Raw genomic sequence first — 25025 nt, 5'->3', positions numbered from 1 at the left:
GACTCACCATGGCCAATCCCATCGACATCGCCGTGCGCCAGAAGTCGCGCGTGCTGGACATCAGCTTCGACGACGGCAACACGTTCTCGATCCCGTTCGAACTGATGCGCGTGTATTCGCCTTCGGCCGAAGTGAAGGGCCACGGCCCCGGCCAGGAAGTGCTCCAGCTGGGCAAGCGCGAGGTCGGCATCACGGACGTGGAACCGGTCGGAAACTACGCGATCAAGCCGCTGTTCGACGACGGCCACGGCAGCGGCATCTTCACCTGGGATTACCTGTACAAGCTGGGCAGCGAGCAGGATTCGCTGTGGCAGCAGTACCTGGGCCGCCTGCATGCCGCCGGTTTCGAGGGCGACAGCGGGCGCGCGCCGGGCACCGGGCTGCCGGGTGCGGCGCCGAAGTCGGGCTGCGGGCATCACCACTGATCGTAGCTGTGCGGCTTTGCCGCACACGCGTTCCAGCCCATCGCATGCCAGCAGCCGTCGAGAGAGCTGCAGGAGGAAGCTGGCAGGCCACAAGAAACAGGCGTGCTCCGCGCTTGGCTGCCATACAATAAACGCTCCTGAATGAGTGACGGAATGTCATGAGGCACAAGGAATCTCATCGGATGGAACGTCTCGGGTGGCTGCGTGCTGCGGTGCTCGGTGCGAACGATGGCATGATATCGACCGCCAGCCTGCTTGTCGGGATTGCCGCCGCCCATGCCTCGCACAGCAGTATGTTGCTGACCGGTCTGGCTAGCCTGGTTGCTGGCAGCATGTCGATGGCGACCGGCGAATATGTGTCGGTCGCGTCCCAAGCGGATACTGAAAAAGCAGCGATCATGCAGGAAACTGCAGAGCTTGCACGCGATGGGGATGCTGAGCATCGCGAACTAGCCAGCATCTATATGCAGCGCGGGCTGGACGAGGATCTCGCGCGACAGGTGGCTACCCAGCTGATGGCGCACGACGCGCTTGGGGCGCATGCTCGTGATGAACTGGGGATACATGAGACCACGCAAGCACGTCCACTGCAGGCGGCCCTGGCGTCGGCGCTGAGTTTCGCCGTCGGCGCCGCGGTGCCTATCGCGATCACGGCACTCACACCAGCCAGTATGCAAGTCGCGGTGCTGGTTGTAGCGACGCTCATCGGGCTCGCCGTGCTGGGGGCATTGGCGGCCAAGATCGGTGGTGCGCCAGCCTTGCCCGCGGCGCTACGCATCACTTGCTGGAGCGCCCTCGCGATGGGTTCGACCCTTGCCATTGGCAGTCTATTCAATGTCGGGATTTGAGGCCGCGCCAGGCTTCGTGCTGCGCTGGGCGGGAAAAGCAAAAGAGCACGTCCATCGACGTGCTCTTTCATTTTGCGCCTGCCGCAGCAAGCGGGCAGTGGCGTATTACGCCTGCGGCTGGATGTTCGCAGCCTGCTTGCCCTTCGGGCCGGCAGTGATGTCGAAGCTCACGCGCTGGTTTTCGGCCAGCGACTTGAAGCCTTGCGAATTGATGGCCGAGAAATGCGCGAAGACGTCTTCGCCACCGCCGTCCGGGGTGATGAAGCCGAAACCTTTTGCATCGTTAAACCATTTTACAGTGCCAGTCGCCATGGTAATTCCCTCTTGAAGTTTATCTGTGTTATTGCTTTGTCGGCCGTCCAGGGGGTAGTGGATCCAGCGGCGTGCTCAACATTGCAAAAATGATTATAGAGACAATTTTTTAAAAAGGAAGCAAGTTTTTTCAATCGTGCGCCCCTTTTTTATACATTGCGGCCGCCGGTCTCCGGCAGCGGCCGCAAGGGCCATTCTTTACTGATCAGAAACTGAATGGCATGCGTACCGTCAGCGACACGTCCGGCGTGTCGCGCGTCACGCCGGCGCCCACCGCCACCGACAGCGAACGCTTGTCGTTGAAGCGGTAGGAATAGCCGAGCAGCAGGGTGCCGAGCTGGGTGCGGACCGATCCCGGCACGTTTTTCCCGTTCTGCTTCATGCGTCCCACCGTGCTGTGGTCATAGCCGAGGCTGAGCGAGGCCTTGTCGTTCAGCGCCAGGCCCATGCCGAAGTTGAAGCCGATGATCGGGCCCGGTTCCAGCTCGCCCAGCGGTTCGCGGATGTCGTTGCGCACCAGGCGCTCGACGTTGCTGCGCTTGAAGTTGTGCAGGTAGCTGAGGTTGCCAAAGAAGACCGCCGGATCCGAGGGGAACAGCCAGGTCAGGCTGCCCTGCAGCGAATGGAAGCCCGAGCCGGTCGGCAGCGTGAGCGGCAGGCCGGTGCCGGTGACGTTCTCGCCGATGCAGCGGGTCTGGCAGTCGGTCACGACTTCGAACGGGTCCTTGCCGGTGACCGATTTATAGCGCAGGCCGGCAATGTAATAGGGCTTGTCCGGGCCGCCGTCGTTCAGCTGGTAGCGGCCGGCCACCTCGACGTCGCCCAGGTCCTTGCCGCTGGTGTTGAACACGCGCTCGACTGCGGTGCCGGTGAAGATCTCGCGGCTGACGGTGGCGTCCGAGCGGTACACGTAGGGGAGCTTGACCTCGACTTCCATCCGGTTGCTCAGGCCGGTGCGGGCGGTGAGCGAGCCGGTGAAAGTGTTGCGCTTGACCTCGCGCACGTCCACCAGGCCGATCAGGAGGGCCGGGATCACGGTATAGCCGACCAGGGCCACCCGGTTGCTCGACGAGTAGCCGAACTGCAGGGCGGGCTCGAGGATGTACTTGCCGCGCGGGGTGAGCACGCCGGGTGCTTCGAACAGCGGCGCCACCTCGGGCGGGCGCTGGTTGTTGCGGTTGTTCTGGGCGGTGTTCTGCTGGGCCTGGGCCGGCGCACGCGCGGCCGGCTGGGATGGGGCCGGACCGGCCGGCGCCGGGTTCGGCGGCCGCTGGTTGTTGTTGGGTGCGTTGTTCTGCGCGGTTTTCGGCGCAGTGTTCTGGGGCGCCGGCGCGCCGCCGTTCTGGCCGCCCGTGCCGCGCTGCTCGGACAGCAGCAGGTCGTCGGCGCGCGGCGGCAGCGCGGGCCTGTCGGCCAGCATCGGCGTCGCGGCGTCGCGGCCTTCTTCGATGCGCTCGATCTTGGCGCGCTGCGCCTGCAGTTCGCGCATCAGTTTGTCGACCAGTTCGCGCTGGGCGGCCAATTCGGCCTTCAGCTGCGCCAGTTCGGCAGCCTTGTCCTCGCTTGCAGCGGCCTGCTGCGCGCAGGCAAGCGGGGCCATCAACATCGCCGCCAGGCCGGCGGCGCCGAGGCGCGCGACGTGAGTACGCATGCGTTTCTCCATCGGGAAATTGATAATATTGCAATATTACAGGTTTCCTGCCGAGCGCACGATTGCATCACGAAGGCTTGCGTGAAAATTAATATCCTTTATTAACGCCATGCTGTTGACGGTCGAGCTGATCGTTGTATGGGCCAGGATCGCCTGGTTATCCAGGCTATTCTGGAGGAAGGTGGCGCCACTGCCCAGGCCAATGTCGTGGGGGGCGAAATTGCTGCCGCCGACCTGGATCAGGCGCGCGGTGCCGAGCGCTTCGCTGGCCGCGGCCACCTGATCGGCGGTCATGTGCGCCACGTCGGGAATGGAGACGTTGGTGCGCGACAACACGTCGCCATTGATCGAGACCACGCGTTCGATCCCGAGCGAGATGTTAAGGCCGCCCGGGGTCTCGAACCCCCCACGGGCGCTGTCGAGCGTGGCCGTATCCACCGCGGCCCATTCCTCGGCGCCGATGGTCGCCGTACCAGCTTGCGCCAGGACGGTGTGGCAAGCGCCGGCCAGCAGCGTGGCCACCAGGGCGCGACATGCATGTGTGAGCCAGTGCATGGTAGTCCTTTCAAAAGTCGCCAGGGCCGAATTTCGGCAGGCTCTGGCTGTACTGCTCGTTGTTGATGCCGTTGCCGAGCGGAGCGCGCGGGGCCGCGCGCCAGTCGTCGATGCCATTGAAGGCCACCCGGACCGCAGCGGGGTATTTGTGGACCACGAACAGTAATTTGTTGGCCCACAGTTCCAGGAAGCGTTCGCGCGTCACCGAGCGGGCGCCGCTGGACGGGTCGCCCAGCAGGATGCGGCCGTCCTCGGCGCCCTTGATGACGACGAAGTGGTTGTAGCCGCGGTCGGTGATCAGGACGATGGCCGGCAGCCTGGCCTCGAGCAGCTTGTCGAGCGGCTGCTGGAAGCCGTCGCCGACGAAGCCGCGGGTGGCCAGGTAGCGCTTCATGTCGAGCATCGAAAAGCCCTGCTGGCGGATCTTGGCCTGGTCGCCGGTCAGGTACATCTTCTCGAACACTTCCTTTTCGGTGACCGGGGTGCCGTAGTGGTAGGTCAGCAGGGTGGCGAGGGCGGCCGAGCCGCAGCTGAAGTCGAACTGCTGGCGGGTGGTCTTGCGAAACTTGATGTCTCTTAAAGTGGTGACCGGCACCGTGGCGCGCTGGCCGACGGCCAGCTCGATGCTCGACGCCGGACACCGTGGCGCCAGCAGTATGCCGCCGACGGCGGCGCAGATGGCAAGGTATTGTTTCATAAGCCCTTCTTGCTTACTGCAGGCGCAGGTTGATGACGGTAGCGTTCTGGATCAACACGTTGGATCCGCTGTTCTGGATCACCATCGGCAGGCCCTGGGCATTCGCGAACGAGCCGCTGTCGATGATATTGTTGCCGCTGACCGTGTTGATTGCAGTGTTGTTGCCCACGGTTCCGCCCAGTACCGCTTCGGTATGGATGGTGTCGTCCTTGCCGGTGGTGCGGTCGAGGCGTTCGACCGCGGCGGCTTCGCCCCAGCCGCTGTTGCCCTCGGCCACATCCAGGGCCACCTCGACCTTGTCCAGGAAGGCGATCCTGACCGGCAGGGTGTCGGGATCGGCGGCCTGTACCGCCAGCGGGAGCGCGACCAGCGCCGCCAGCAAGAATCGGTTCACAGGTTTCATGAAATCTCCCCTCAATTCGAAAAACCGCCGCACGGACGGGCCGCGCGGCGGTCGATGCTGGATTACTTGCCGACGTTCAGGTTCGACTGAACGTTGACGCTCTGCTGGATCAGCGAGGAGAAGCCGTTGTTCTGGCTGATTACCGAGACCCCGGCCGCCGACTGGGCGATGTTCGACATGGTGTTCGACATGTCGAAGGTGCCTGTGGTCACGGACTGGGTGCCGCCATTGCCACCCGTACCCGAGCCGCCCATGCCGCCGGTGGCTGCGCCGCCGGTATTGGTGCCGCCGTTGCCGCCAGCGCCCGAGGTGTTGGTGCCGCCGGCGCCGCCTTCACCGCCGTTGCCGCCGGCGCCGCTGCCCGAGGTGCCCGCGCCGCTGGTCGAGCTGCCGCCGGTGGCGGCGCCACCTTCCGCAGCGGCGCCGCCGGTGTTCGAGGCAGCGCCGCTGGCTGCGCCCGAGCCGCCCTGGCCACCGGCCGCGCCTGCGCCGCCTTCCGCGCCCGCGCCGCCCATGCCGCCTGCGCCGCCTTCCGCGCCGGTGCCGCCCGCGCCGCCTGCGCCGCCAGCGCCACCTACACCGCCGGCCGCGCCTGCGCCGCCGGTTGCAGTGCCGGTCGCACCTGCGCCGCCGCTGGCGCTGCCTTCAGCGCCTGCGCCGCCGCTCGCGCTGCCTGCCGCACCTGCGCCGCCTGCGCCGCCGCTGCCGCCTGCGCCCGATGCGCCGCCGCCGCCGGTGCCTGCACCGCCTGCGCCGCCGGTGCCGTTCAGGGCTGCGCCATTGCCTGCGGTGCCGCCGGAACCGGCGCCGCCTCCTGCTCCGTTGCCGCCGGTCGAGGTGCCTGCCGCACCCATGCCGCCTGCGCCGCCAGCCGCACCTGCACCGCTTGCGCCGGAGGTGGAGTCACCCGCTGTGTTCGACACGGTACCGGTGCTCGAGGCGCCCGAAGAGGCTTCGCCGCTGTTGGAAGAAGCCATGCCGCCCGCGCCGGTGCCGGCGGTGTCGCCCGACATGCCGCCTGCGCCGCCAGTGGACATGTTGCCGCCGCTGCCCACGCCGCCGCTCGAAGCGGTGCCGGTTGCGCCCTGGCCCGAGCCGCTTGCGTTCCCGCTGGCGCCGCCTGAGCCGCCTGCGCCGCCGGATGCGCCACGGCCGCCGCTCGCATCCGAGCTGCCGCCGTTGCCGCCGATACCCCCAGTCACAGCACCGTTGCCGCCGCCGTTGCCGCCGTCCAGGGCGCCGGCACCGCCGCCGTTGCCGCCGCTGGCCATGCCGCCGTTGCCGCCTGTGCCGGCAGCGCCGCCGCCGCCGCGGGCGCCGTTGCCGCCCATTGCATCCGAGGTGCCGCCAGCGCCGCCGGTCGCGTCGGCGTTGCCGCCTCGGCCCCCGGTCGCGTCGGCCGAGGCGCCGTTGCCGCCCATGCCGCCCATGGCGCCTGCCCCGCCGGTGTTGCCGCCGCCGCCTGCGCCACCCATGCCGCCCGCCGCGCCGCGTCCGCCATCGCCGCCGGCGGCGCCGTTGCCGCCTGCGCCGCCCATGGCGCCGTCACCGCCGGCGCCGGTGCGGGCATTGCCGGTCATCCCGCCTGCACCGCCCGCGCCGCCGCGGGCGTTGCCGGTATCGGCCATGCCGCTCGAGGCGTCGCCGCTGCGGCCTGAACCGCCGGCGCCGCCCATCGCGCCGGCGCCGCCGCTGGCCGCGCCGCTGTCGCCACCTGCGCCGCCGCGGGCGTTGCCGCCGGTAGCGTCGCCACCCGCCGCGCCGCGGCCTGCCGCGCCGTTGGCATCGCCGCTGTTCATCGCAGTGTTGCCGATGTTACGAATATTGTTTCCAGTGACGGTGCCGGTCAGGGTGCTGGTCGAGCTGGCGCTCGAATTGTTGAAGGAGCTGGCAACGTTCGATGTAGAGGAACTATTGTTGTTGGCGGCGGCAGCGGCCACTTCGCTTGCGTTCGCATTGCCGCTGCTGCGATTCTGGCCCGAGGAATTGCGATTGTCCGAGTTGTTGCTCTGATCGGTGGTCTGGGTCTGGTTGTTTCCACCACGTACGTCGCCGGCAGTATTGCCGTCTTGTGCTTGTGCGTGGGCCATGCTGAATGCCAGTGCGATCGCGGTCGCCAGGATAGTGCGCTTCATCTGATGCTCCCCTTTGTGTCACTGAAGTTGAAATGCCCGGCGCCCTGAGTCACCGGTCCACTCCTGAATTAGCACTTTGCGTGCCAGCTCACGATCGGCTCGCAAGTCTTTGTTTAATTTGAGGATTTTTATGCTGAGAAAGCTTGTAGGAGCAGATTGATGGGCCAGTTCAACAAGTCCGAAACGCACTGTCTCAAAGGTGTTACGTTCAGTGCTGAACTTTTCACAAAACTGTATCAAGCTGTTACAGGCGCAGAGGGAAAAGGCAGGGGCAGGCTAGCTTGCGCATCCGATGAGTACGTAGGAAAAATGGAAGCGCGGAGGACGGTGGGGCGGCGAAAAGGACCGGGTGCAGCCGCTCCGGACGAAAAAAAGATGGTCCCCGCTCCACCCTGTAAGTTACTCAGCTTATAGGAGGAGGGGGACCATCTCATTCGCCGCCGCACGCCGGAAGGTGTACGGCGGCAGCGACCTGGTTTACTGGCCGACGTTCATGTTCGACTGCACGTTCACGCTTTGCTGGACCAGCGAGGAGAACCCGCCGTTCTGGCTGATGACCGACACGCCTGCTGCAGCCTGCGACACTGCCGACATGCTGTTGGACATGTTGAAGTCCCCGGTGCTCACGGTCTGGCTGCCGCCGTTGCCGCCGGCGCCCGCACCGCCCTCGGCGCCGGTGGCGGCGCCGCCCGTATTGGTACCGCCATTGCCGCCGGCGCCCGAGGTGTTGCTGCCACCCATGCCGCCACCGGCGCCGTTGCCGCCAGTGGCCGAGCCAGAGGTGCCCGAGCCGCTAGTCGCGCTGCCGCCAGTGGCTTCGCCGCCGCCGCCGCCATTACCGCTGGTGTTGGACGCATCACCGCTGGCTGCGCCGGAACCGCCGGCGCCTCCCTCGGCGCCGGAGCCGCCCGCGCCGCCCGCGGCGCCCGCGCCACCGGCACCGCCGGCGGCACCGCCACCGCCAGTGCCGCCGGCAGCGCCTGCGCCGCCCGCTCCGCCGGTGGCCCCATTGCCGCCGGTTGCCTCGCCGCTGGCGCCACCGCCTGCGGTCGAGGTGCCGGCCATGCCGCCGCCGCCGGTCGCGCTGCCTTCAGCCCCGCTGCCGCCTTGTGCGCCATTGCCAGCGGTGCCGGTCGCGCCGCTGCCGCCGCTGCCGGCAGCGCCTTCGCCGCCGCTGCCCGAAAGGGAGCCGCCTGCGCCGGCCGTCGCACCAGTGGCGGTGCCGCCGGCCGCGCCTGCGCCGCCGGCCGAGCCGGCTTCACCTCCCGCGCCGCCGGTGCCGCCTTCGGCGCCGTTGCCGGCGGTGCCCGAGGTGGACGAGCCTGCGGTGTTGCTGGCGGCGCCGCCGGTGGCGCCACCCGAAGTGCCCGCGCCGCTGTTGGCGTCCGCGGCGCCCGCGGTGTCGCCATCGCCACCCATGGCGCTGTTGGCGCCGGTGCCGACCCCGCCACTGGTGGCGCTGGAGGTCGCGCCTTGGCCCGCGCCGTTGCTCATGCCGCTGTTGCCGCCGGTGCCGCCTTCGCCGCCGCGGGCGCCATTGCCGCCACTGGCGGTCGAGGTCCCGCCCATGCCGCCTGCGCCGCCTTCGGTGCGGCCGTTGTTGCCGCCGTTGCCGCCAGAGATGCGGCCGCTGTTGCCACCGTCGCCGCCGGTGCCGTCGCCGCCCGCGCCACCGATGGCTTCGCCGCCCGCACCGCCTGCTGCGCCGCGGCCGCCAGTGCCGGTTGCGCTGCCGCCGTTGCCGCCCATCGCATCCGCATTGCCGCCGCGGCCGCCGGTCGCGTCGGCGTTTCCGCCGCGACCTCCATCGCCGCCGCCGGCGCCGTTGCCGCCCAGGTTGCCGCCTCCGCCGTCGCCGCCGGTGCCGCCTGCCGCGCCGCGTCCACCGTCACCGCCTGCCGCGCCACGGCCGCCGTCGCCGCCTGCCGCGCCACTGCCGCCGGCGCCGCTACGGGCATTGCCGGTTTCGCCGCCGGCACCGCCGTCGCCGCCGCGCGCTGCACCGGTCGAGGCGTCGCCGCTGCCTGCTGCGCCGCTGGTGGCATTGCCGCCGTCACCGCCCGCTGCACCGTTCGCGCCGCGCGCCGCGCCGCTGTCGCCGCCAGCGCCGCCGTTGGCATTGCCCGCATCGGCGCGTCCGCCTGCCGCGCCACGGCCTGCCGCGCCGTTCGCGTTGCCGCTGTTGTCGGCGGCGTTGCCGATGTTGTTAATGGTGTTGTTGGCAGCGCGGCCTTCGAGGTTGCTGGTCGAGCTGGCGGACGAGGTATTGAACGAGTCTGTAGTGCTCGCCGATGAAGTGCCGTTGTTATTGGCCGATGCTGCGCCAATGGCCGTGGCGCGCGCATCACCGCTGCTGCGATTTTGTCCGGACATGTTACGGTTATCCGAGTTGTTGCTCTGGTCAGTGGTTTGTGTCTGGGTGTTGCCACGGCGGACGTCGCCGGCCGTATTGCCATCTTGTGCGTGGGCCATGCCAAATGCCAGTGCGATCGCGGTCGCCAGAAGTGTGCGCTTCATCTGTTACTCCCCTATGTATGTCGCTGAGTTGAAATGCCCGGCGTCCGATTTTGCCGGTCACTACCTTCATAGCAGTTTGTGTGCCAGCTTTTAAATGCGCTGCAAGCCTTTGATTAATTTGAGCATTTTTATGTTGAGCAAGCATGTAGGACTAAATTGATGGGAGTGTTCAATAAGGCGAGGAATTTCTGTCGCAAAGCTGTGACACCCAGGCGAACATTGTCACGAGACTGTATCAGGCTGTAACAGCAGCTCAGGGAAGCCGGCCGCTGGCGCGGAATTGACCAGTGTGGGTGTGTAGGAAAAAAGGAGAGGTGGGAAGTGCTCAGGGAGCGATCGAATGCTTCGCCATCAGGCGATACAGTGTCATGCGCGAAACGCCGAGCTCGCGCGCGGCACGGGTGATGTTGTTGCCGCATTTGGCAAGGCTGTTCGAGATCGCGAGGCGTTCGGCGCTGCCGCGCGAATTGTCGAGTCCGTCGCGCAGAATGATGGCGTCGTCCTGCGGCGCCAGTTCGAGGTCTTCCGGCATGATCAGGCGGTGCTCGGCCAGCACCATGGCGCGCCGCATGCGGTTGATCAGCTCGCGGATATTGCCGGGCCAGTCGTGCTGTGCCATGGCGCGCAGGGCCTGCTTGCTGACGCCCTTGAGCTGCGGACTCTTTTCGTCGGCAAATTTGTTAAAGATGATCTCGGTGAGCAGCGGCAGGTCATCCTTGCGCTCGCGCAGCGGCGGCACCCGGATCGGGAACACGCTCAGGCGGTAGTACAGGTCTTCGCGGAAGCGTCCCTCGGTCACCGCCCTGGGCAGATCGACGTGGGTGGCAGTGATCACGCGCGCATCGACCGCCAGCGTGCGGGTGCCGCCGACGCGGTAGATGGTGCGCTCCTGCAAAAAACGCAGCAGGCTGGCCTGCAGGTCGAGCGGCAGGTCGCCGATCTCGTCCAGAAAGATGCTGCCGCCAGACGCCGCTTCGATCAGGCCGGGCTTGCCCTTGGCCGCTCCGGTAAACGCGCCGCGTTCGTAGCCGAACAGTTCGGAGTGGATCAGCGTCGGCGGAATCGCCGCGCAATTGATGGCAATAAAAGGCCCGCCGGCGCGCGGCGATTGGGCGTGGATTTCCTGTGCCGCCAGTTCCTTGCCGCTGCCGCTCTCGCCGGAAATCAGCACCGGGGCGTCGACCGCGGCGATCTTGTCGATGTGGGCGCGCAGGCGGCGGATCGCCACCGACTGACCGTCGATGTGGCGCGCACGTGCCGTGCGCTGGTGCGGCGGCGTGGTCCTGGCCAGCATCGCCATGCCATGGGCGTGGCCGAGCGAATGGTGCAGGCGCACCGTGTCGACCGGACGGGTGTGGAAATCGCACAGGTGGGTGGCGATGGCCTGCCGCAGTTGCGGCCGGTGCAGGAGGTCGGAGCCGAACACGCCAATCCAGCGGATGTGATGGTGCTGCTGGAGGAAGCGTTCGGTGTCGTCGTGTTCCAGGCTGCCGTCGCCGTCGAGCAGCAGGCCAACCGGATAATACTGCTGCGCCAGCACCTTGCGCGCGGCGGCCACGCTGTCCACCGTGCACACGTCCCAGCCCCGCAACTCCCCGCAGGCGGCACGCACGCCGGCACACCCCTTGGTGGTGATGCATAAGAGTCGTTTAACCGACACATTAACCTCGTTCTTATTCGTTATTACAGGTAATGCAGGCGACGTTGTCGGCCAAATCCCGAGACGCCTTGCAGGATGGACACCGGGCGGGAAATGCCGGACTCGTCCGACATCGCTTGACGAATATTTAACCAGAAAAGGACACTTTTTGGCGCACGAGAATTGTTGAGTTGGTAATTGACATCGCAAAAATTCCTACAGGAATCAATGCCTTAGCGCATTTACTTTAGTTCTTGCTGCCTGGCCGCGGCGCGGGCCAGCAGGGTGACCAGGCGCTCGATCGGATAGGGCTTGGCGAGCACCTGGACCCCGGGAATCGCAGCCTGGCGCTCGGTGTAGCCGGTGGCCAGCACCACCGGCAGCAGGGGATCGCGCTGGCGCACGATGGCGGCCAGGTCGATGCCGCTCACGGCGCCGGGCATGACGATATCGGAAAACACCACGGCAGGGCGGGCGCCGCCGTCGAGCATGGCCACGGCCTGTTCGCCGTCGTGCGCGGCCAGCACCTCGAAGCCGGCGTCCGCGAGCGCATGCGAGACCGCTTCGCGCACCAGGGCGTCGTCTTCGACGAACAGCACGGTGCCGCGGGCGCGCGGCAGCGGCGCGTCCGGTGCGTCCGGCGCGGCCTCCGGCGCCGCCCGGCGGGCGCGCGGCAGGTAGATATCCACCCGCGTGCCCTTGCCGGGTTCGCTGTCGATCAGCAGCAGGCCTTGCGACTGCAGGGCAAAGGCGTAGGCCTGGGGCAGGCCGAGACCGGTGCCCTGGCCCTGGGCCTTGGTGGTGTAGAAGGGATCGAGTGCGCGCGCCAGCACCTCGGGCGTCATGCCGCTGCCGGTGTCGCTCACGCTGACGCGCACGTAGTCGCCGGGCGCCAGCGCGGCAAGGGCCGAGCCGGCGGCGGCGGGCGCGAGCACGACATTGCGCGCCTCGATGCGCAGCACGCCGCCGCGCGGCATGGCGTCGCGCGCATTCACCGCCAGGTTCAGCAGCGCCAGGTCGAACTGCAGCGGCTCGACCGTCACCGGCCAGGACGGCTCGTCGCAGTCGATCTGCAGGTCGATGTCCTCGCGCAGCGCGCCGCTCATCAGCTGGCGTGCGCTGCGCAGCTGGCCGCAGGCATCGACCGTTTCCTGGCGCGCTTCCTGGATGCGCCCGAAGGAGCCGAGCTGGCCGGTGAGGGCGGCGGCGCGCTGCACGGTCTTCTTGCAGGTCTGGATCAGGCCGCGCACCTTGTCGTCGCGGTTGTTCAGTTCCGCCAGTTGCAGCGCGGTGCTCAGGGTCTGCAGCAGGTTGTTGAATTCGTGGGCGATGCCGCCGGTCAGGCGGCCCAGCGCTTCCAGTTTCTGCGACTTGAGCAGCGCGCTCTGCACGCGCTCGGTGGCCGCCACGGCTTGGGCCACGCGCTGCTCGAGTTCGTGCTGCGCCTGGCGGATCTGGCGCCCGGCATCCTGCATGCGCCGGGCCACGCTGTCGATCTCGACGATGCCCTGCGGGCGGTAGTCCGGCTCCTTGCCCTGGCCGAGCTCGTCGGCCGAGCGGCCCAGGTATTCGATCGGCCCGATCGCACGCCGGGCCAGCCAGCGGGCCGCCAGCACGCCGGCCGCGAGCAGGGCCGCCATCAGTCCGGCCAGCATCGCCGCCGCCTCCAGCGGGACGCGCCGGATCTCGCTCACCGGAATGCTGACGAGTACCTTCCATTCCGACAGCGGCACCGTGCTGAAGAAGGCGCGCACGTCGATCCCGTCGAGCGTGCGGCTGCTGTAGACCCCTTCCTGCGAACGGTTCAGCAGGTCGCGGCTGTAGGCGCGTACCGGCTTGCCCACGAACTGCTCCGGGTTGCGCGAGCGCGCCAGCACCACCCCGCTGCGGTCGACCACGGTGGCGATCCATTCGCCGCGGAAATCCTGGCGCCGCACCAGTTGCTGCAGGCTCTTCACATTGATGCCCATGATCAGGAAGTAGCGCAGCGTGCCGCCGTCCATGACCGGCACCTGGACCACATAGTCGGGCAGCTTGCCGATCGGCGCCATGAACATGTCGGAGACCAGGGTGCGTTCGGGACCGTGGCGTTGCATCAGCTTGCCGATATTCGACGCGCGCCGCTGCGGCAACGCCGCACCGAAAGGCCGGCGCGTGTTGAGCAGCTGGCGGCCGTCGGGATCGGCCAGGATGATGACGGTCTCGCTGTGCGGTGCGACCCCGCGTGCGTGTTCGTAGAATTCGTGCAGGTCGCCGTCGCGCAGCGAAGGCGCGGCGGCCAGGGTGCGCAGGATGGCGGCGCGCGCCTGCAGTTCATTATCGAGCATCAGCGCGAACGCGCGGGTGGCCTCGCGCACGCTTTGCACCTGCGACTTCTGTTCCTCGCGATAGACGTAGCTCACTGCCAGCGCGGCCGCGATGAACGACGGCACCAGGATGGCCAGGATGAGGATCAGGAGGCGGGTGCGGATACGCATGGACAGCAAGCTGCAGGCCGGGAATTGGGCAATTTGACGATTATACATAGGCAAGTTTGCTTCCGGCATGCCGGGCCGGGGCACGGGCCGGGCTGCTTGTATAATGTGGCAACCCCCAACCGCATGCACATATGACCAATACCACCCACTTCGGCTACAAGACCGTCGCCGAGGACCAGAAGGTCCAGGAAGTCGCCAAGGTTTTCCATTCGGTCGCATCGAAATACGACGTCATGAACGACCTGATGTCGGCCGGCCTGCACCGTGCCTGGAAGATGTTCACCATCGCCCAGGCCGGCGTGCGCCCCGGCTTCAAGGTGCTCGACATCGCCGGCGGCACCGGCGACCTGGCCAAGGCGTTTGCGAAGCAGGCCGGCCGCACCGGCGAGGTCTGGCTCACCGACATCAACGAGTCGATGCTGCGCGTCGGCCGGGACAGGCTATTGAATCAGGGCCTGGTGACCCCAACTCTGTTGTGCGACGCCGAGAAGCTGCCTTTCCCGGACAATTATTTCGACCGCGTCAGCGTGGCCTTTGGCCTGCGCAACATGACGCACAAGGACCAGGCGCTGGCGGAGATGCGCCGCGTACTCAAGCCCGGCGGCAAGCTGCTGGTGCTGGAGTTCTCGAAAGTGATCGCGCCGCTGCAGAAGCCGTACGACCTGTATTCGTTCTCGGTGCTGCCGTGGCTGGGCCAGAAGATCGCCGGCGATGCGGAGAGCTACCGTTATCTGGCGGAATCGATCCGCATGCACCCGGACCAGGAAACCCTGAAGTCCATGATGCTCGATGCGGGACTGGAGCGGGTCCAGTATCACAACCTGACGGCGGGTGTGGCCGCATTGCACACCGGTATCAAACTCTAAGCTTTCGAGGAAGACGACGATGAAGAAATTCGTGGCAACGATGGTGCTGGCAATGACCGCGGTCTCGATGATCGCGGAAGCCACTGCACGTCCGATGGGCGGCAAGCGCTCGATCGGGCGCCAGTCGCAGCCTGTGAAGCAGATGCAGGCGCCGGCGCCGGCGCCGGCGCCGGCTCCGGGCTTCCAGCAGCAGCGTGCGCCCACCGCAGCGCCGGCCGCCGCCGGCGCCGCGGGTGCGGCCGCGGCCCAGGCCAAACGTCCGAGCATGTGGAAGGGCATCCTCGGCGGCGCGCTGCTGGGCCTCGGCCTGGGCGCGCTGCTGTCGCACTTCGGCATTGGCGGCGCGCTGGCCAGCGCGATCTCGGCCATCCTGATGATCGGCCTGCTGGTGCTGGCCGTGCTGTTCGTGGTGCGCATGTTCCGCCGCAAGGACACCCCGGCCAACCCGGCCTTCGGCGGCGGCTACACCAATCCGGTGCCGGTCGGCGCCGCCAGCCCGGCCGCCGGCAGCGCCGCGGGCGCGGTCTCGACCCCGGAGATCGGTTCCGGCCTGCGCCAGCCGGCCGCGTTCCAGGGCCAGCAGCCGGGCCAGTTCGGCAACGTCGAGCTCGGCAAGCCGGGCGCTGCCGCCCCGGCCATGCACCAGCAGTGGGGCGTGCCGGCCGATTTCGACCAGGATGCCTTCCTGCGCCATGCGAAAGCCTCGTTCATCCGCATGCAGGCGGCCTGGGACCGCGGCGACACCAACGACCTGCGCGAATTCACTTCGCCCGAGGTATTTGCCGAGCTGAAGATGCAGATCCAGGAGCGCAACGGCGCCACCGACTTCACCGACGTGGTGACGATCGACGGCCAGCTGCTGGGCATCGAGACCACCGCCACCGACTACCTGGCCAGCGTGCAGTTCAACGGCATGATCCGCACCGCCCCGAACGCGCCGGCCGAGCCCTTCGTCGAGGTCTGGAACATGTCCAAGCCGCTGTCGGGCCAGGGCGGCTGGGTCCTGGCAGGTATCCAGCAAGTAGCTTGATTTAATTATTTTCCAGTAAAGTTCCCGTGCTGCCGGGTAGGTGCCCGGCAAACTGGTAAGATCGAACCGCCCGCGCCTGCCGGGCGGTTTTTTTTCGATAAAACGTGTGCTGCCATGTTCCCGAGTTCTGCCATGCTGGCGACGCCTGCCGTCGCCACGATCAACCATCTGCTTGCCCAGGAAGCCTGGGCGCGTGACGCGCTGCTGCGGCATGCAGGCAAGGAAGCCTGCATCGACACCGGCCACCTGACGCTGCGCCTGCGCGTGGCGCGCGATGGCATGCTCGAGCCCGGTACGGCCGAGGGGCCGGCGAACGTGACCATCCGCGTCAAGCTGACCGACCTGCCGCTGATCGCCCAGAACCGCGATCGCGCCTTTTCTTATGTGAAAATCGAAGGGGACGCCGAGTTCGCCAACACCATCTCGTCGCTGTCGAAAGGCCTGCGCTGGGATGCCGAATACGACCTCGAGCGTATCGTCGGCCCGCTCGGCGCACGGCACCTGGTGCAGGGCGCACGCGGCGCCGCCGGCGGGGCGCTGGGCGCCGGCCGCCGGCTGGCCGAGAACGTGGCCGAATTCCTGCTGGAAGAGCGGCCGGTGCTGGTGCGGCCAAGCGCCGTGGACGAATTCGCGGCCGACGTGGTGCGCCTGCGCGACGACGTCGAGCGCACCGCCAAGCGCATCGCCCGCCTGGAACAGCGCCTGGCGCAAATGCAGACGACGGCAAGCCCGCGCCTTGATGCGGGCCGCCCGAGCGTGATACTGAGTCCGGATAACCGATGATATTGAAATTCCTGCGCCTGCTAAAAATCCTTGCTGTCGCGACCAAGTACGGTCTCGACGAAATCGCGGTCACGAGCCTGCACGCCCCGCGCACCGCGCGCTTCATGAATACCGTGTTCTTCTGGCGCCGCATCACCTCGCCGCGCGCGATCCGCCTGCGCCAGGCGCTCGAAGAGCTGGGGCCGATCTTCATCAAGTTCGGCCAGGTGCTGTCGACCCGGCGCGACCTGATGCCGCCCGACATCGCCGACGAGCTGTCGCTGCTGCAGGACCGGGTGCCGCCTTTCGATTCCGACCTGGCGGTGGCCCAGATCACCGAGGCGCTCGGCGCTCATCCCGACCAATTGTTCGCCAGCTTCGAACGGGTGCCGGTGGCGTCGGCGTCGATTGCCCAAGTGCACTTCGCTACCCTGAAAAACGGCACCGAGGTGGCGGTGAAGGTGCTGCGTCCCGGCATGCGCAAGACCATCGACGAAGACCTGGCGCTGATGGACATGGCGGCCCGCCTGATCGAAAAGGTATGGGCGGAAAGCCGCCGCCTGAAGCCGCGCGAGGTGGTCGCCGAGTTCGACAAGTACCTGCACGACGAGCTCGACCTGATGCGCGAAGCCGCCAACGCCAGCCAGCTGCGCCGCAACTTCGCCGACTCGACCCTGCTGATGGTGCCGGAGATGCACTGGGACTATTGCTCAAGCAGCGTGATCGTGATGGAACGCATGCGCGGCATCCCGGTATCGCAGATCGACCGCCTGGCGGCCGAGGGCGTGGACCTGAAAAAGCTGTCGAGCGACGGCGTCGAAATCTTCTTCACGCAGGTATTCCGGGATGGCTTCTTCCACGCTGACATGCACCCGGGGAACATCCTGGTGTCGGTCGAGAAGGAGACCTTCGGCCGCTACATCGCGCTCGACTTCGGCATCGTGGGCACGCTGAACGACTTCGACAAGGATTACCTGTCGCAGAACTTCCTGGCCTTCTTCCGCCGCGACTACAAGCGCGTGGCCGAGGCCCACATCGAATCGGGCTGGGCGCCGCGCGATACCCGCGTCGACGAACTCGAGTCCGCCGTGCGCGCCTGCTGCGAGCCGATCTTCGACCGTCCGCTGAAAGACATTTCCTTCGGCCAGATCTTGCTGCGCCTGTTCCAGACCTCGCGCCGCTTCAATGTCGAGGTCCAGCCGCAACTGGTGCTGCTGCAAAAGACCCTGCTCAACATCGAGGGCCTGGGCCGCCAGCTCGACCCCGACCTCGACCTGTGGAAGACCGCCAAGCCTTATCTGGAGCGCTGGATGAGCGAGCAGGTGGGTTGGCAGGGCATGGTCGAGCGCCTGCGCGCCGAGGCGCCGCGCTACGCGCACATCTTCCCGCAGCTGCCGCGCCTGCTGCACCAGGCCCTGGAGCGCCAGGCCCATTCGAATATCACGGCAACCCATCGCGGCCAGCTGATGCCGCAGGCCGACCTGCTGGCGATGGTGCTGCTGGAGCAGCGCCGCACCAATCGGATACTGGCCTTCCTGGCGGCGGTGGTGGTGCTGGTAGGCGCCATCGCTGCCGGCTATGGCCTGTTGCATGGCGGCTGATCCGCCCAGCTTTGCCAGCCGCGATCCGCTCAGTCCGCAGTTCTGGGACGAGCGTTTCGCCAAGTCCTTCACGCCCTGGGACCGCGGCGGGGTGCCGCAGGCGCTGCGCGATTTCGTCGTCGCCAGCCCGCGCCCGCTGTCCACGCTGATCCCCGGCTGCGGCAGCGCCTACGAACTGGTGTATCTGTGCAATGCCGGCTGGGATGCGTGGGCGATCGACTTCGCGCCGCAGGCCGTGGCGCGCGGCAGGACGCTGGCGGGGCAGTGGGGCGAGCGGGTCGTGGAAGCGGACTTCTTCGCCTGGCAGCCGCCGCACGCGCTCGACTTCATCTACGAATGCGCCTTCCTGTGCGCGCTGCCGCCCGCCTTGCGTCCGCAGGTGGCGGCGCGCTGGGCGCAACTGCTGCCGCCGGGCGGGCGGCTGGGCGGCTTCTTCTTTTTTGACCAAACGGTAAAAGGTCCGCCCTTCGGGATCGACCGCAACGGGTTGCAAACATTGCTGGCGCCGTACTTCGATTGCGTCGAGGACGCACCGGTCGGCGATTCCATTCCCATCTTCGTAGGCAAGGAACGCTGGATGGTCTGGCAACGCCGTTGAGCCAGAAGAACAACCCAAACCGCAAACCGGGGTCAGGTCTGACATTCACAAACCGCGGACACGGCCTCAGGCGGAGATAAAGCAGAGCTCGTGTCTAAATGTCAGCCCTGACCCTGCCGTTGTTGCCGTTGAGCCAAAAGAAAAGCCCGCATCAGCGGGCTTCATAAGTACAGCGTTCTTTTACGGACCAGCGGCGGTGCAGCACCGCGCAAAATCTTCTGTTTCTTCTTAACTGCGGGCAGCAGAGCTTGCCTGTTGCCATCATGTTCTTAAGAAAGATGCTATTTAATCACCCGAGCCTGCTGTTGGGCAAACGAAACAGCACTGGACGATGACGAAAAACAACACCCCGCGCACGTTCGGATGGCTGGCCGGAGCCTCGGCGTCCCGCTGCTGCAGCCAAAGCGGGCAAAACCTCCCGTAAAAGCTTTATAATTCAGGGTTTTGAAGATTTTTGCGGAGTATCAGATGCCGATCTACGCCTACCGCTGCGATGAATGCGGTTTTACCAAAGATGTGCTGCAAAAAATTTCTGACCCGGTGCTGACGGTCTGCCCGTCGTGCAGCAAGGAAGCCTTCAAAAAACAGGTGACCGCTGCCGGCTTCCAGCTGAAGGGTACGGGTTGGTATGTGACCGATTTCCGTGGCGGCACGCCGCCGGCCACGGGCACTGCCGGCGGGACCGCGGCCCCGGCCGCCGCATCCGACGGCGGCGGCACGGCCAGCACGCCGGCCCCGGCCGCGGCTCCTGCGGCCACCGGCGGCGACAAGAGCGGTACCTGAAGCACCCGGGTAGTCCAAGCGCTGCGGCCGATGGCCGCAGCCCGAACAAGAACAAGAGAATTCGATGCGCAAATATTTCCTGACTGGCCTGCTGGTGCTGGTGCCCCTGGTGATCACGGCCTGGGTGCTGAGCATGATCATCAGCACGCTCGACCAGTCGCTGCTGTTCGTGCCGGAAGCCTGGCAGCCGCGCCAGCTGTTCGGCATGGACGTGCCGGGCTTCGGCGCGGTCCTGACGCTTGCCATCGTGTTCATTACCGGCCTGCTGACCAATAACCTGATCGGCGGCTACGTCGTACGCCTGGGCGACCGGGTAATGAAGCGCATTCCGGTGGTCAGCTCGCTGTACGGCAGCGTCAAGCAGGTGTCGGACACGTTGTTCTCGTCCTCGGGCAACGCGTTCCGCACGCCGGTGCTGATCCCGTACCCGCACGCGGATTCCTATACCATCGCTTTCCTGACCGGCGTGCCGGGCGGCGACGTCAAGAACCACCTGGTGGGCGACTACGTGAGCGTGTACGTGCCGACCACCCCGAACCCGACTTCGGGCTTCTTCCTGATGATGGAACGCAGCAAGGTCGTGGAACTGAACATGTCCGTGGATGCCGCCCTGAAGCACATCGTGTCGATGGGCGTGGTGGCACCGGAATAAAGAACAACGCAGCAAGCAAAGAACAGGGCGCGAGCAGGATAGGCTCGAACCTTCACGAATCAACCAACCTGGAACGAAAACTATGTCCTCCATGCGTACTCACTACTGCGGCCTCGTCACCGAGGAACTGCTGGGCCAAACCGTCAGCCTGTGCGGCTGGGTGCACCGTCGCCGCGACCACGGCGGCGTGATCTTCATCGACCTGCGCGACCGCGAAGGCCTGGTGCAGGTGGTCTGCCACCCGGATAACGCCGAGGTGTTCAAGGCGGCGGAGCACGTGCGCAACGAGTATTGCCTGCGCATTACCGGCACCGTCGTGAACCGCCTGGAAGGCACCGCCAACGCCAACCTGAAGTCGGGCAAGATCGAGATCAACACCACCCAGCTGGAAGTGCTGAACGCCTCGGTGCCGGTGCCGTTCCAGCTGGACGACGACAACCTGTCGGAAACCACCCGCCTGACCCACCGCGTGCTCGACCTGCGCCGCCAGCAGATGCAGCACAACCTGCGCCTGCGCTACAAGGTGTCGATGGAAGTGCGCAAGTACCTGGACAACCTGGGCTTCATCGACATCGAAACCCCGATGCTGACCAAGTCGACCCCGGAAGGCGCGCGCGACTACCTGGTGCCTTCGCGCGTCAACCCGGGCAACTTCTTCGCGCTGCCGCAGTCGCCGCAGCTGTTCAAGCAGCTGCTGATGGTCGCCAACTTCGACCGTTACTACCAGATCACCAAGTGCTTCCGCGACGAAGACCTGCGCGCCGACCGCCAGCCGGAATTCACCCAGATCGACTGCGAAACCTCGTTCCTGACCGAACAGGAAATCCGTGACCTGTTCGAAGACATGATGCGCGTCGTGTTCAAGAACGCGGCCGGCATCGACCTGCCGAACCCGTTCCCGGTGATGGACTTCGCCACCGCGATGGGCATGTACGGTTCGGACAAGCCGGACATGCGCGTGAAGCTGCAGTTCACCGAACTGACCGAGCTGATGAAGTCGGTCGAGTTCAAGGTGTTCAACAGCGCCGCCAACATGGCCGGCGGTCGCGTGGTCGGCCTGCGCGTGCCGCAGGGCGGCTCGATGCCGCGTTCGGAAATCGACGCGTACACCCAGTTCGTCGCCATCTACGGTGCCAAGGGCCTGGCCTACATCAAGGTCAACGAGAAGGCCAAGGGCCGTGACGGCCTGCAGTCGCCGATCGTCAAGAACATCTCGGACGAGGTCCTGGCCCAGATCCTGGAACTGACCGGCGCCGAAGACGGCGACCTGATCTTCTTCGGTGCCGATAAAGCCAAGGTCGTCAACGACGCCATCGGCGCGCTGCGCGTGAAGATCGGCCACTCGGAATTCGGCAAGAAGGCCGGCCTGTTCGACGACGTCTGGGCCCCGCTGTGGGTCATCGACTTCCCGATGTTCGAGTACGACGAAGACGGCGACCGCTGGAACGCCACCCACCACCCGTTCACCGCGCCGAAGGACGGCCACGAGGACATGCTCGAGACCAACCCGGGCGCCTGCGTCGCCAAGGCCTACGACATGGTCCTGAACGGCTGGGAACTGGGCGGCGGCTCGATCCGTATCCACCGCGAAGAAGTCCAGAGCAAGGTGTTCCGCGCGCTGAAGATCGACGCCGAGGAAGCGCAGCTGAAGTTCGGCTTCCTGCTCGACGCCCTGCAGTACGGCGCGCCGCCGCACGGTGGCCTGGCCTTCGGCCTGGACCGCCTCATCACCCTGATGACCGGCTCCGAGTCGATCCGCGACGTGATCGCCTTCCCGAAGACCCAGCGCGCACAATGCCTGCTGACCAACGCGCCGTCGGAAGTCGACGAGAAGCAGCTCAAGGAACTGCACATCCGCCTGCGTAACGAAGCGAAGGTCGCGTAAGCGCCTTCGGTAGGGTGGTCGGCTTTGCCGACCGCGCGTTCAACTCACGCGGGCATGACCGGTCACCGGTTCTGCCCGCGTTTGTTTTATCTGCCCCCATGCCCCACAAAATCCCCGAATCGGTCCTGGTCGTCATCCACACCTCCGCCATGGAGGTGCTGCTGATCGAACGCGCCGACCGTCCGGGCTTCTGGCAATCCGTCACCGGCTCGCTCGACGCCCACGACGAACCCCTGCTGCAAACCGCAACCCGCGAACTGTTCGAGGAAACCGGCATCGTCGCCGACGGCCAGCACATCCGCCTGCACGACTGGCAGCTGTCGAACGTCTACGAGATCTACCCGGTCTGGCGCCACCGCTACGCGCCCGGCGTCACCCACAATACCGAACACGTGTTCTCGGTGTGCGTCCCGCGCGAGATCCCGATCGTCCTGAGTCCGCGCGAACACACGCAATACGCCTGGCTGCCCTGGCTGGAAGCGGCCGACCGCTGCTTCTCGTCCTCGAATGCCGAGGCCGTCCTGCAGTTGCCGAAAATTCTCCAGCGCGCAAGCGCGTGATTGATTCCCCCACGCCCGCTTACAGGCGGCCTCGATCGCCATAGAATCGGGATTCCATTCCGTCTGCGGGGGCCCGATGCTGTCTTCACGTCTCCTGTGCGCAAGCGCCTGCGCCTTGTTCCTGTGCTTGCCGGCCTCGCGCGCGCGCGCCGCCGATGCGCCGTCTTCGCATCCGCTCACGCTGCATTACGAGCACCCCGCCAAGGCCTGGACCGAGGCCCTCCCGGTGGGCAACGGCCGCCTGGGCGCCATGGTAATCGGGCGGCCGGAAGAAGAACTGCTCCAGCTGAACGAGGCGACGCTGTGGAGCGGCGGGCCGGTATCCGGCAAGCTCAACCCCGGCGCCTTCGACGCGCTGGGGCGGGTCCGGGACGCCCTCAGGCAGGAAGACTATGGCGCCGCCTACAAGCTGGCGCGCGGGGTCCAGGGACGCTACACCGAGAGCTTCCTGCCCCTGGGCGACCTGCGGATCCGCCAGCGGCTCGGCGGTTCGGTCCCGACCGGCTACCGGCGCAGCCTGGACATCCGCGACGGCATTGCCGCCACCAGTTTCGACGTGGACGGCGTGCGCTACCGGCGCGAGGTCTTCGCCTCCGCTCCCGACGGGGTGATCATCGTCCACCTGAGCGCCAGCGAACCGCGCAAGCTCGAGTTCGAGCTGGAGACCAGCAGCCAGCTGCGCGCGGCCGCAACGGCCGCAGGCAAGGTGCTCGCCCTGCGCGGCAAGGCGCCGGCCCATGTCGATCCGAACTACGTGCGCTACAACCCCGAACCGGTCATCCAGGACGATCCGGCGGGTTGCAAGGGCATGCGTTTCGAACTGCTGGTCCAACCCATCGTGAAGGACGGCAGCGTCTCGGTGGTCGAGAACCGGCTGCGGGTCAGCGGCGCCTCCGAAGCGACCGTCCTGCTGTCGGCGGCCACCAGCTTCGCCGGGTTCGACCAGTGCCCGGACAGCGCGGGCAGGGACGAGCATGCGCTGGCCGCCGCCGCCCTCGAACGTGCCGCGCAGCGCGATCACGCCAGCCTGCGCGCCGCGCACCTGGCCGACTTCCGCGGCCTGTTCGACCGCATGTCGCTCACGCTCAACGGCGGCCAGCCGGACCGCAGCGCCATCCCGACCGACCGCCGCCTGGCCGAGTACAGCGCCGGGCAACCCGACCCCGGCCTCGAGGCCCTGTACGTCCAGTTCGGCCGCTACCTGCTGATCTCGTCCTCGCGCACCAAGGATGCACCGGCTAACCTGCAGGGCATCTGGAACCACCTGCTGCGCGCATCGTGGAGCAGCAACTACACGACCAACATCAACGTGCAGATGAACTACTGGCCGGTGGAGAGCGCCAACCTGGGCGAACTGTTCGCGCCCATGAATGACCTGATCCGCAACCTGTCGGTCACCGGCACGGAGACCGCGGCTTCGTTCTACCGCGCTCCCGGCTGGGCGGTGCACCACAATTCCGACATCTGGGCGACCAGCAATCCGGTCGGCGACTTCGGCAAGGGCGACCCCAAATGGGCCAACTGGTCGATGGGCAGCGCATGGATGAGCCGGCACCTGTGGGAGCACTACCAGTTCACCGCCGACCGCGCCTACCTGCGCGAGGCCTATCCGGTCATGAAGGAGGCCGCGCGCTTCATGCTGGCCTGGTTGCAGCCGGACGCGCAGGGGCGCCTGGTCACGCTGCCCTCGACCTCGCCGGAGAACGCCTTCTATTATGGCGACCGGCAGCAGGGCATCGTCAGCATCGCCTCGACCATGGACATGGCCATCGCGCGCGACCTGTTCGCCAACGTCGAGGCGGCCGCCCGGGTGCTGGACGTGGACGCGGCATTGCGCGGCGAGCTGAAGGCGGCCGCAGCCCGGCTGTTTCCCTACCAGGTCGGCGCCAGGGGCCAGCTGCTGGAGTGGTACAAGGATTTCGACGAGGTCGAGCCCCAGCACCGGCACGTGTCGCACCTGTATGCGCTGCACCCGGGGCGCAGCATCGGGCCGCTCGCCACGCCGGATCTGGCTGCCGCCGCGCGCCGCACGCTCGAACTGCGCGGCGACGACGGCACCGGCTGGAGCCTGGCGTGGAAGGTCAACATGTGGGCGCGCCTGCTCGACGGCGATCGTGCTTATCGACTGTTCCGCAAGCTGATGCGGCTGACGAAGCAGGGCGACAAGCATGGCGGCGCCTATGCCAACCTGTTCGACGCGCATCCCCCCTTCCAGATCGACGGCAATTTCGGCGGCACCGCAGGGGCCATCGAAATGCTGCTGCAGAGCCAGAACGACGAACTGCACCTGCTGCCGGCGCTGCCGGCCGCATGGCAGGAAGGCGAAGTCGCCGGTCTGGTCGGCCGCGGCAACTTCGTGGTCGACATGGCCTGGCGCGGCGGCCGGCTGCGCACGGCGCGCATCACCGCGCGTCAGGGCGGCCGCTGCGTGTTGCGGACGGCGGCGCCGGTGCGCGTGGCAGGCCTGACCGCACGCAGCAAGCGCAGCGGCATCGGCTACGTCCTCAGCTTCGACGCCACGAAGGGCAAGACCTACCAGGTACGCCCGGCGCCAGGCTGAATTGCCCTGGCGCATCAGCTTAAGCGCACGATTGGGGCCGGTTCCGGAAGGGGCGGGCATGATGTTGTT

The 25025-nt window shown here is 66.9% G+C and carries 21 protein-coding genes; 12 read left to right on the top strand and 9 right to left on the bottom strand.

All coding sequences use genetic code 11. From position 1 onward, the window contains the following. The first annotated feature begins 8 nt into the window (after positions 1 to 8). Together AB3347_RS19720 and AB3347_RS19715 are read left to right on the top strand one after the other, a co-directional pair. Positions 9 to 425 carry a gamma-butyrobetaine hydroxylase-like domain-containing protein gene (locus AB3347_RS19720; RefSeq protein ID WP_369093418.1) on the top strand — a complete coding sequence of 139 codons (417 nt, stop codon included), beginning with the start codon at positions 9 to 11 and terminating at the stop codon, positions 423 to 425. Between the two features lie 158 nt (positions 426 to 583). After that, positions 584 to 1273, top strand: coding sequence for a VIT family protein (locus AB3347_RS19715; RefSeq protein ID WP_369093417.1), 690 nt, complete (start codon positions 584 to 586; stop codon positions 1271 to 1273). A gap of 105 nt (positions 1274 to 1378) precedes the next feature. On the opposite strand, the gene AB3347_RS19710 is transcribed toward AB3347_RS19715, so the two are convergent. From AB3347_RS19710 to AB3347_RS19670, 9 genes are all read right to left on the bottom strand, one after another. Beyond that, the gene (locus AB3347_RS19710; RefSeq protein ID WP_369093416.1) at positions 1379 to 1585 is read right to left on the bottom strand and encodes a cold-shock protein; all 207 of its coding nucleotides are present in this window, start codon (positions 1583 to 1585) and stop codon (positions 1379 to 1381) included. A 205-nt stretch (positions 1586 to 1790) separates the two neighbouring features. Then, entirely contained in the window at positions 1791 to 3236 is a 1446-nt protein-coding gene (locus AB3347_RS19705; RefSeq protein ID WP_369093415.1) for a hypothetical protein, read from the bottom strand. Between the two features lie 36 nt (positions 3237 to 3272). Further along, positions 3273 to 3791, bottom strand: coding sequence for a hypothetical protein (locus AB3347_RS19700; RefSeq protein ID WP_369093414.1), 519 nt, complete (start codon positions 3789 to 3791; stop codon positions 3273 to 3275). A 10-nt stretch (positions 3792 to 3801) separates the two neighbouring features. Then, positions 3802 to 4488, bottom strand: a complete 687-nt coding sequence (locus AB3347_RS19695) for a C39 family peptidase (protein WP_369093413.1) — start codon at positions 4486 to 4488, stop codon at positions 3802 to 3804. A 13-nt stretch (positions 4489 to 4501) separates the two neighbouring features. After that, positions 4502 to 4891, bottom strand: a complete 390-nt coding sequence (locus AB3347_RS19690; protein ID WP_369093412.1) for a hypothetical protein — start codon at positions 4889 to 4891, stop codon at positions 4502 to 4504. A 62-nt stretch (positions 4892 to 4953) separates the two neighbouring features. Next, positions 4954 to 7026, bottom strand: coding sequence for a hypothetical protein (locus tag AB3347_RS19685; protein ID WP_369093411.1), 2073 nt, complete (start codon positions 7024 to 7026; stop codon positions 4954 to 4956). Between the two features lie 477 nt (positions 7027 to 7503). Then, positions 7504 to 9543: a hypothetical protein gene (locus AB3347_RS19680; protein WP_369093410.1), complete on the bottom strand. Its 2040-nt coding sequence runs from the start codon at positions 9541 to 9543 to the stop codon at positions 7504 to 7506. 325 nt (positions 9544 to 9868) lie between these two features. Then, entirely contained in the window at positions 9869 to 11203 is a 1335-nt protein-coding gene (locus tag AB3347_RS19675) for a sigma 54-interacting transcriptional regulator (protein ID WP_369093409.1), read from the bottom strand. Between the two features lie 221 nt (positions 11204 to 11424). Continuing rightward, the gene (locus AB3347_RS19670) at positions 11425 to 13659 is read right to left on the bottom strand and encodes an ATP-binding protein (RefSeq protein ID WP_369093408.1); all 2235 of its coding nucleotides are present in this window, start codon (positions 13657 to 13659) and stop codon (positions 11425 to 11427) included. A gap of 131 nt (positions 13660 to 13790) precedes the next feature. On the opposite strand from AB3347_RS19670, the gene ubiE reads away from it, so the two are divergent. The 10 genes from ubiE (at position 13791) to AB3347_RS19620 (ending at position 24956) form a co-directional block, all read left to right on the top strand. Continuing rightward, entirely contained in the window at positions 13791 to 14525 is a 735-nt protein-coding gene (ubiE, locus tag AB3347_RS19665; protein ID WP_369093407.1) for a bifunctional demethylmenaquinone methyltransferase/2-methoxy-6-polyprenyl-1,4-benzoquinol methylase UbiE, read from the top strand. 19 nt (positions 14526 to 14544) lie between these two features. Beyond that, positions 14545 to 15555, top strand: coding sequence for a Tim44 domain-containing protein (locus AB3347_RS19660; RefSeq protein ID WP_369093406.1), 1011 nt, complete (start codon positions 14545 to 14547; stop codon positions 15553 to 15555). Positions 15556 to 15669: 114 nt separating this feature from the next. After that, positions 15670 to 16338 (top strand): SCP2 domain-containing protein, encoded by a 669-nt coding sequence (locus tag AB3347_RS19655; protein WP_369093405.1) that lies wholly within the window; start codon positions 15670 to 15672, stop codon positions 16336 to 16338. Continuing rightward, positions 16335 to 17918 carry a ubiquinone biosynthesis regulatory protein kinase UbiB gene (ubiB, locus tag AB3347_RS19650; protein WP_369093404.1) on the top strand — a complete coding sequence of 528 codons (1584 nt, stop codon included), beginning with the start codon at positions 16335 to 16337 and terminating at the stop codon, positions 17916 to 17918. The genes AB3347_RS19655 and ubiB overlap by 4 nt, the downstream gene beginning before the upstream one ends. Beyond that, the gene (locus tag AB3347_RS19645) at positions 17908 to 18516 is read left to right on the top strand and encodes a methyltransferase (protein WP_369093403.1); all 609 of its coding nucleotides are present in this window, start codon (positions 17908 to 17910) and stop codon (positions 18514 to 18516) included. Before ubiB ends, AB3347_RS19645 begins: the two co-directional genes overlap by 11 nt. Before the next feature lie 468 nt (positions 18517 to 18984). After that, positions 18985 to 19299: an FmdB family zinc ribbon protein gene (locus tag AB3347_RS19640; protein ID WP_369093402.1), complete on the top strand. Its 315-nt coding sequence runs from the start codon at positions 18985 to 18987 to the stop codon at positions 19297 to 19299. A gap of 64 nt (positions 19300 to 19363) precedes the next feature. Continuing rightward, a complete protein-coding gene (locus tag AB3347_RS19635; RefSeq protein WP_369093401.1) occupies positions 19364 to 19951 on the top strand; it encodes a DUF502 domain-containing protein in 588 nt (195 codons plus the stop codon). Positions 19952 to 20042: 91 nt separating this feature from the next. Further along, positions 20043 to 21836, top strand: coding sequence for an aspartate--tRNA ligase (gene aspS / locus AB3347_RS19630; protein ID WP_369093400.1), 1794 nt, complete (start codon positions 20043 to 20045; stop codon positions 21834 to 21836). Between the two features lie 98 nt (positions 21837 to 21934). Continuing rightward, positions 21935 to 22396 carry a dihydroneopterin triphosphate diphosphatase gene (nudB, locus tag AB3347_RS19625; protein WP_369093399.1) on the top strand — a complete coding sequence of 154 codons (462 nt, stop codon included), beginning with the start codon at positions 21935 to 21937 and terminating at the stop codon, positions 22394 to 22396. Between the two features lie 76 nt (positions 22397 to 22472). Further along, positions 22473 to 24956 (top strand): glycoside hydrolase N-terminal domain-containing protein, encoded by a 2484-nt coding sequence (locus AB3347_RS19620; RefSeq protein ID WP_369093398.1) that lies wholly within the window; start codon positions 22473 to 22475, stop codon positions 24954 to 24956. Positions 24957 to 25025 lie beyond the last annotated feature (69 nt).

The organism is Massilia sp. X63 (assembly GCF_041023745.1).
In the GTDB taxonomy this organism is placed as follows: domain Bacteria; phylum Pseudomonadota; class Gammaproteobacteria; order Burkholderiales; family Burkholderiaceae_D; genus Telluria.
Note: the sequence above shows the minus strand (reverse complement) of the source record. Positions and strands in the feature narration are given on the sequence as shown.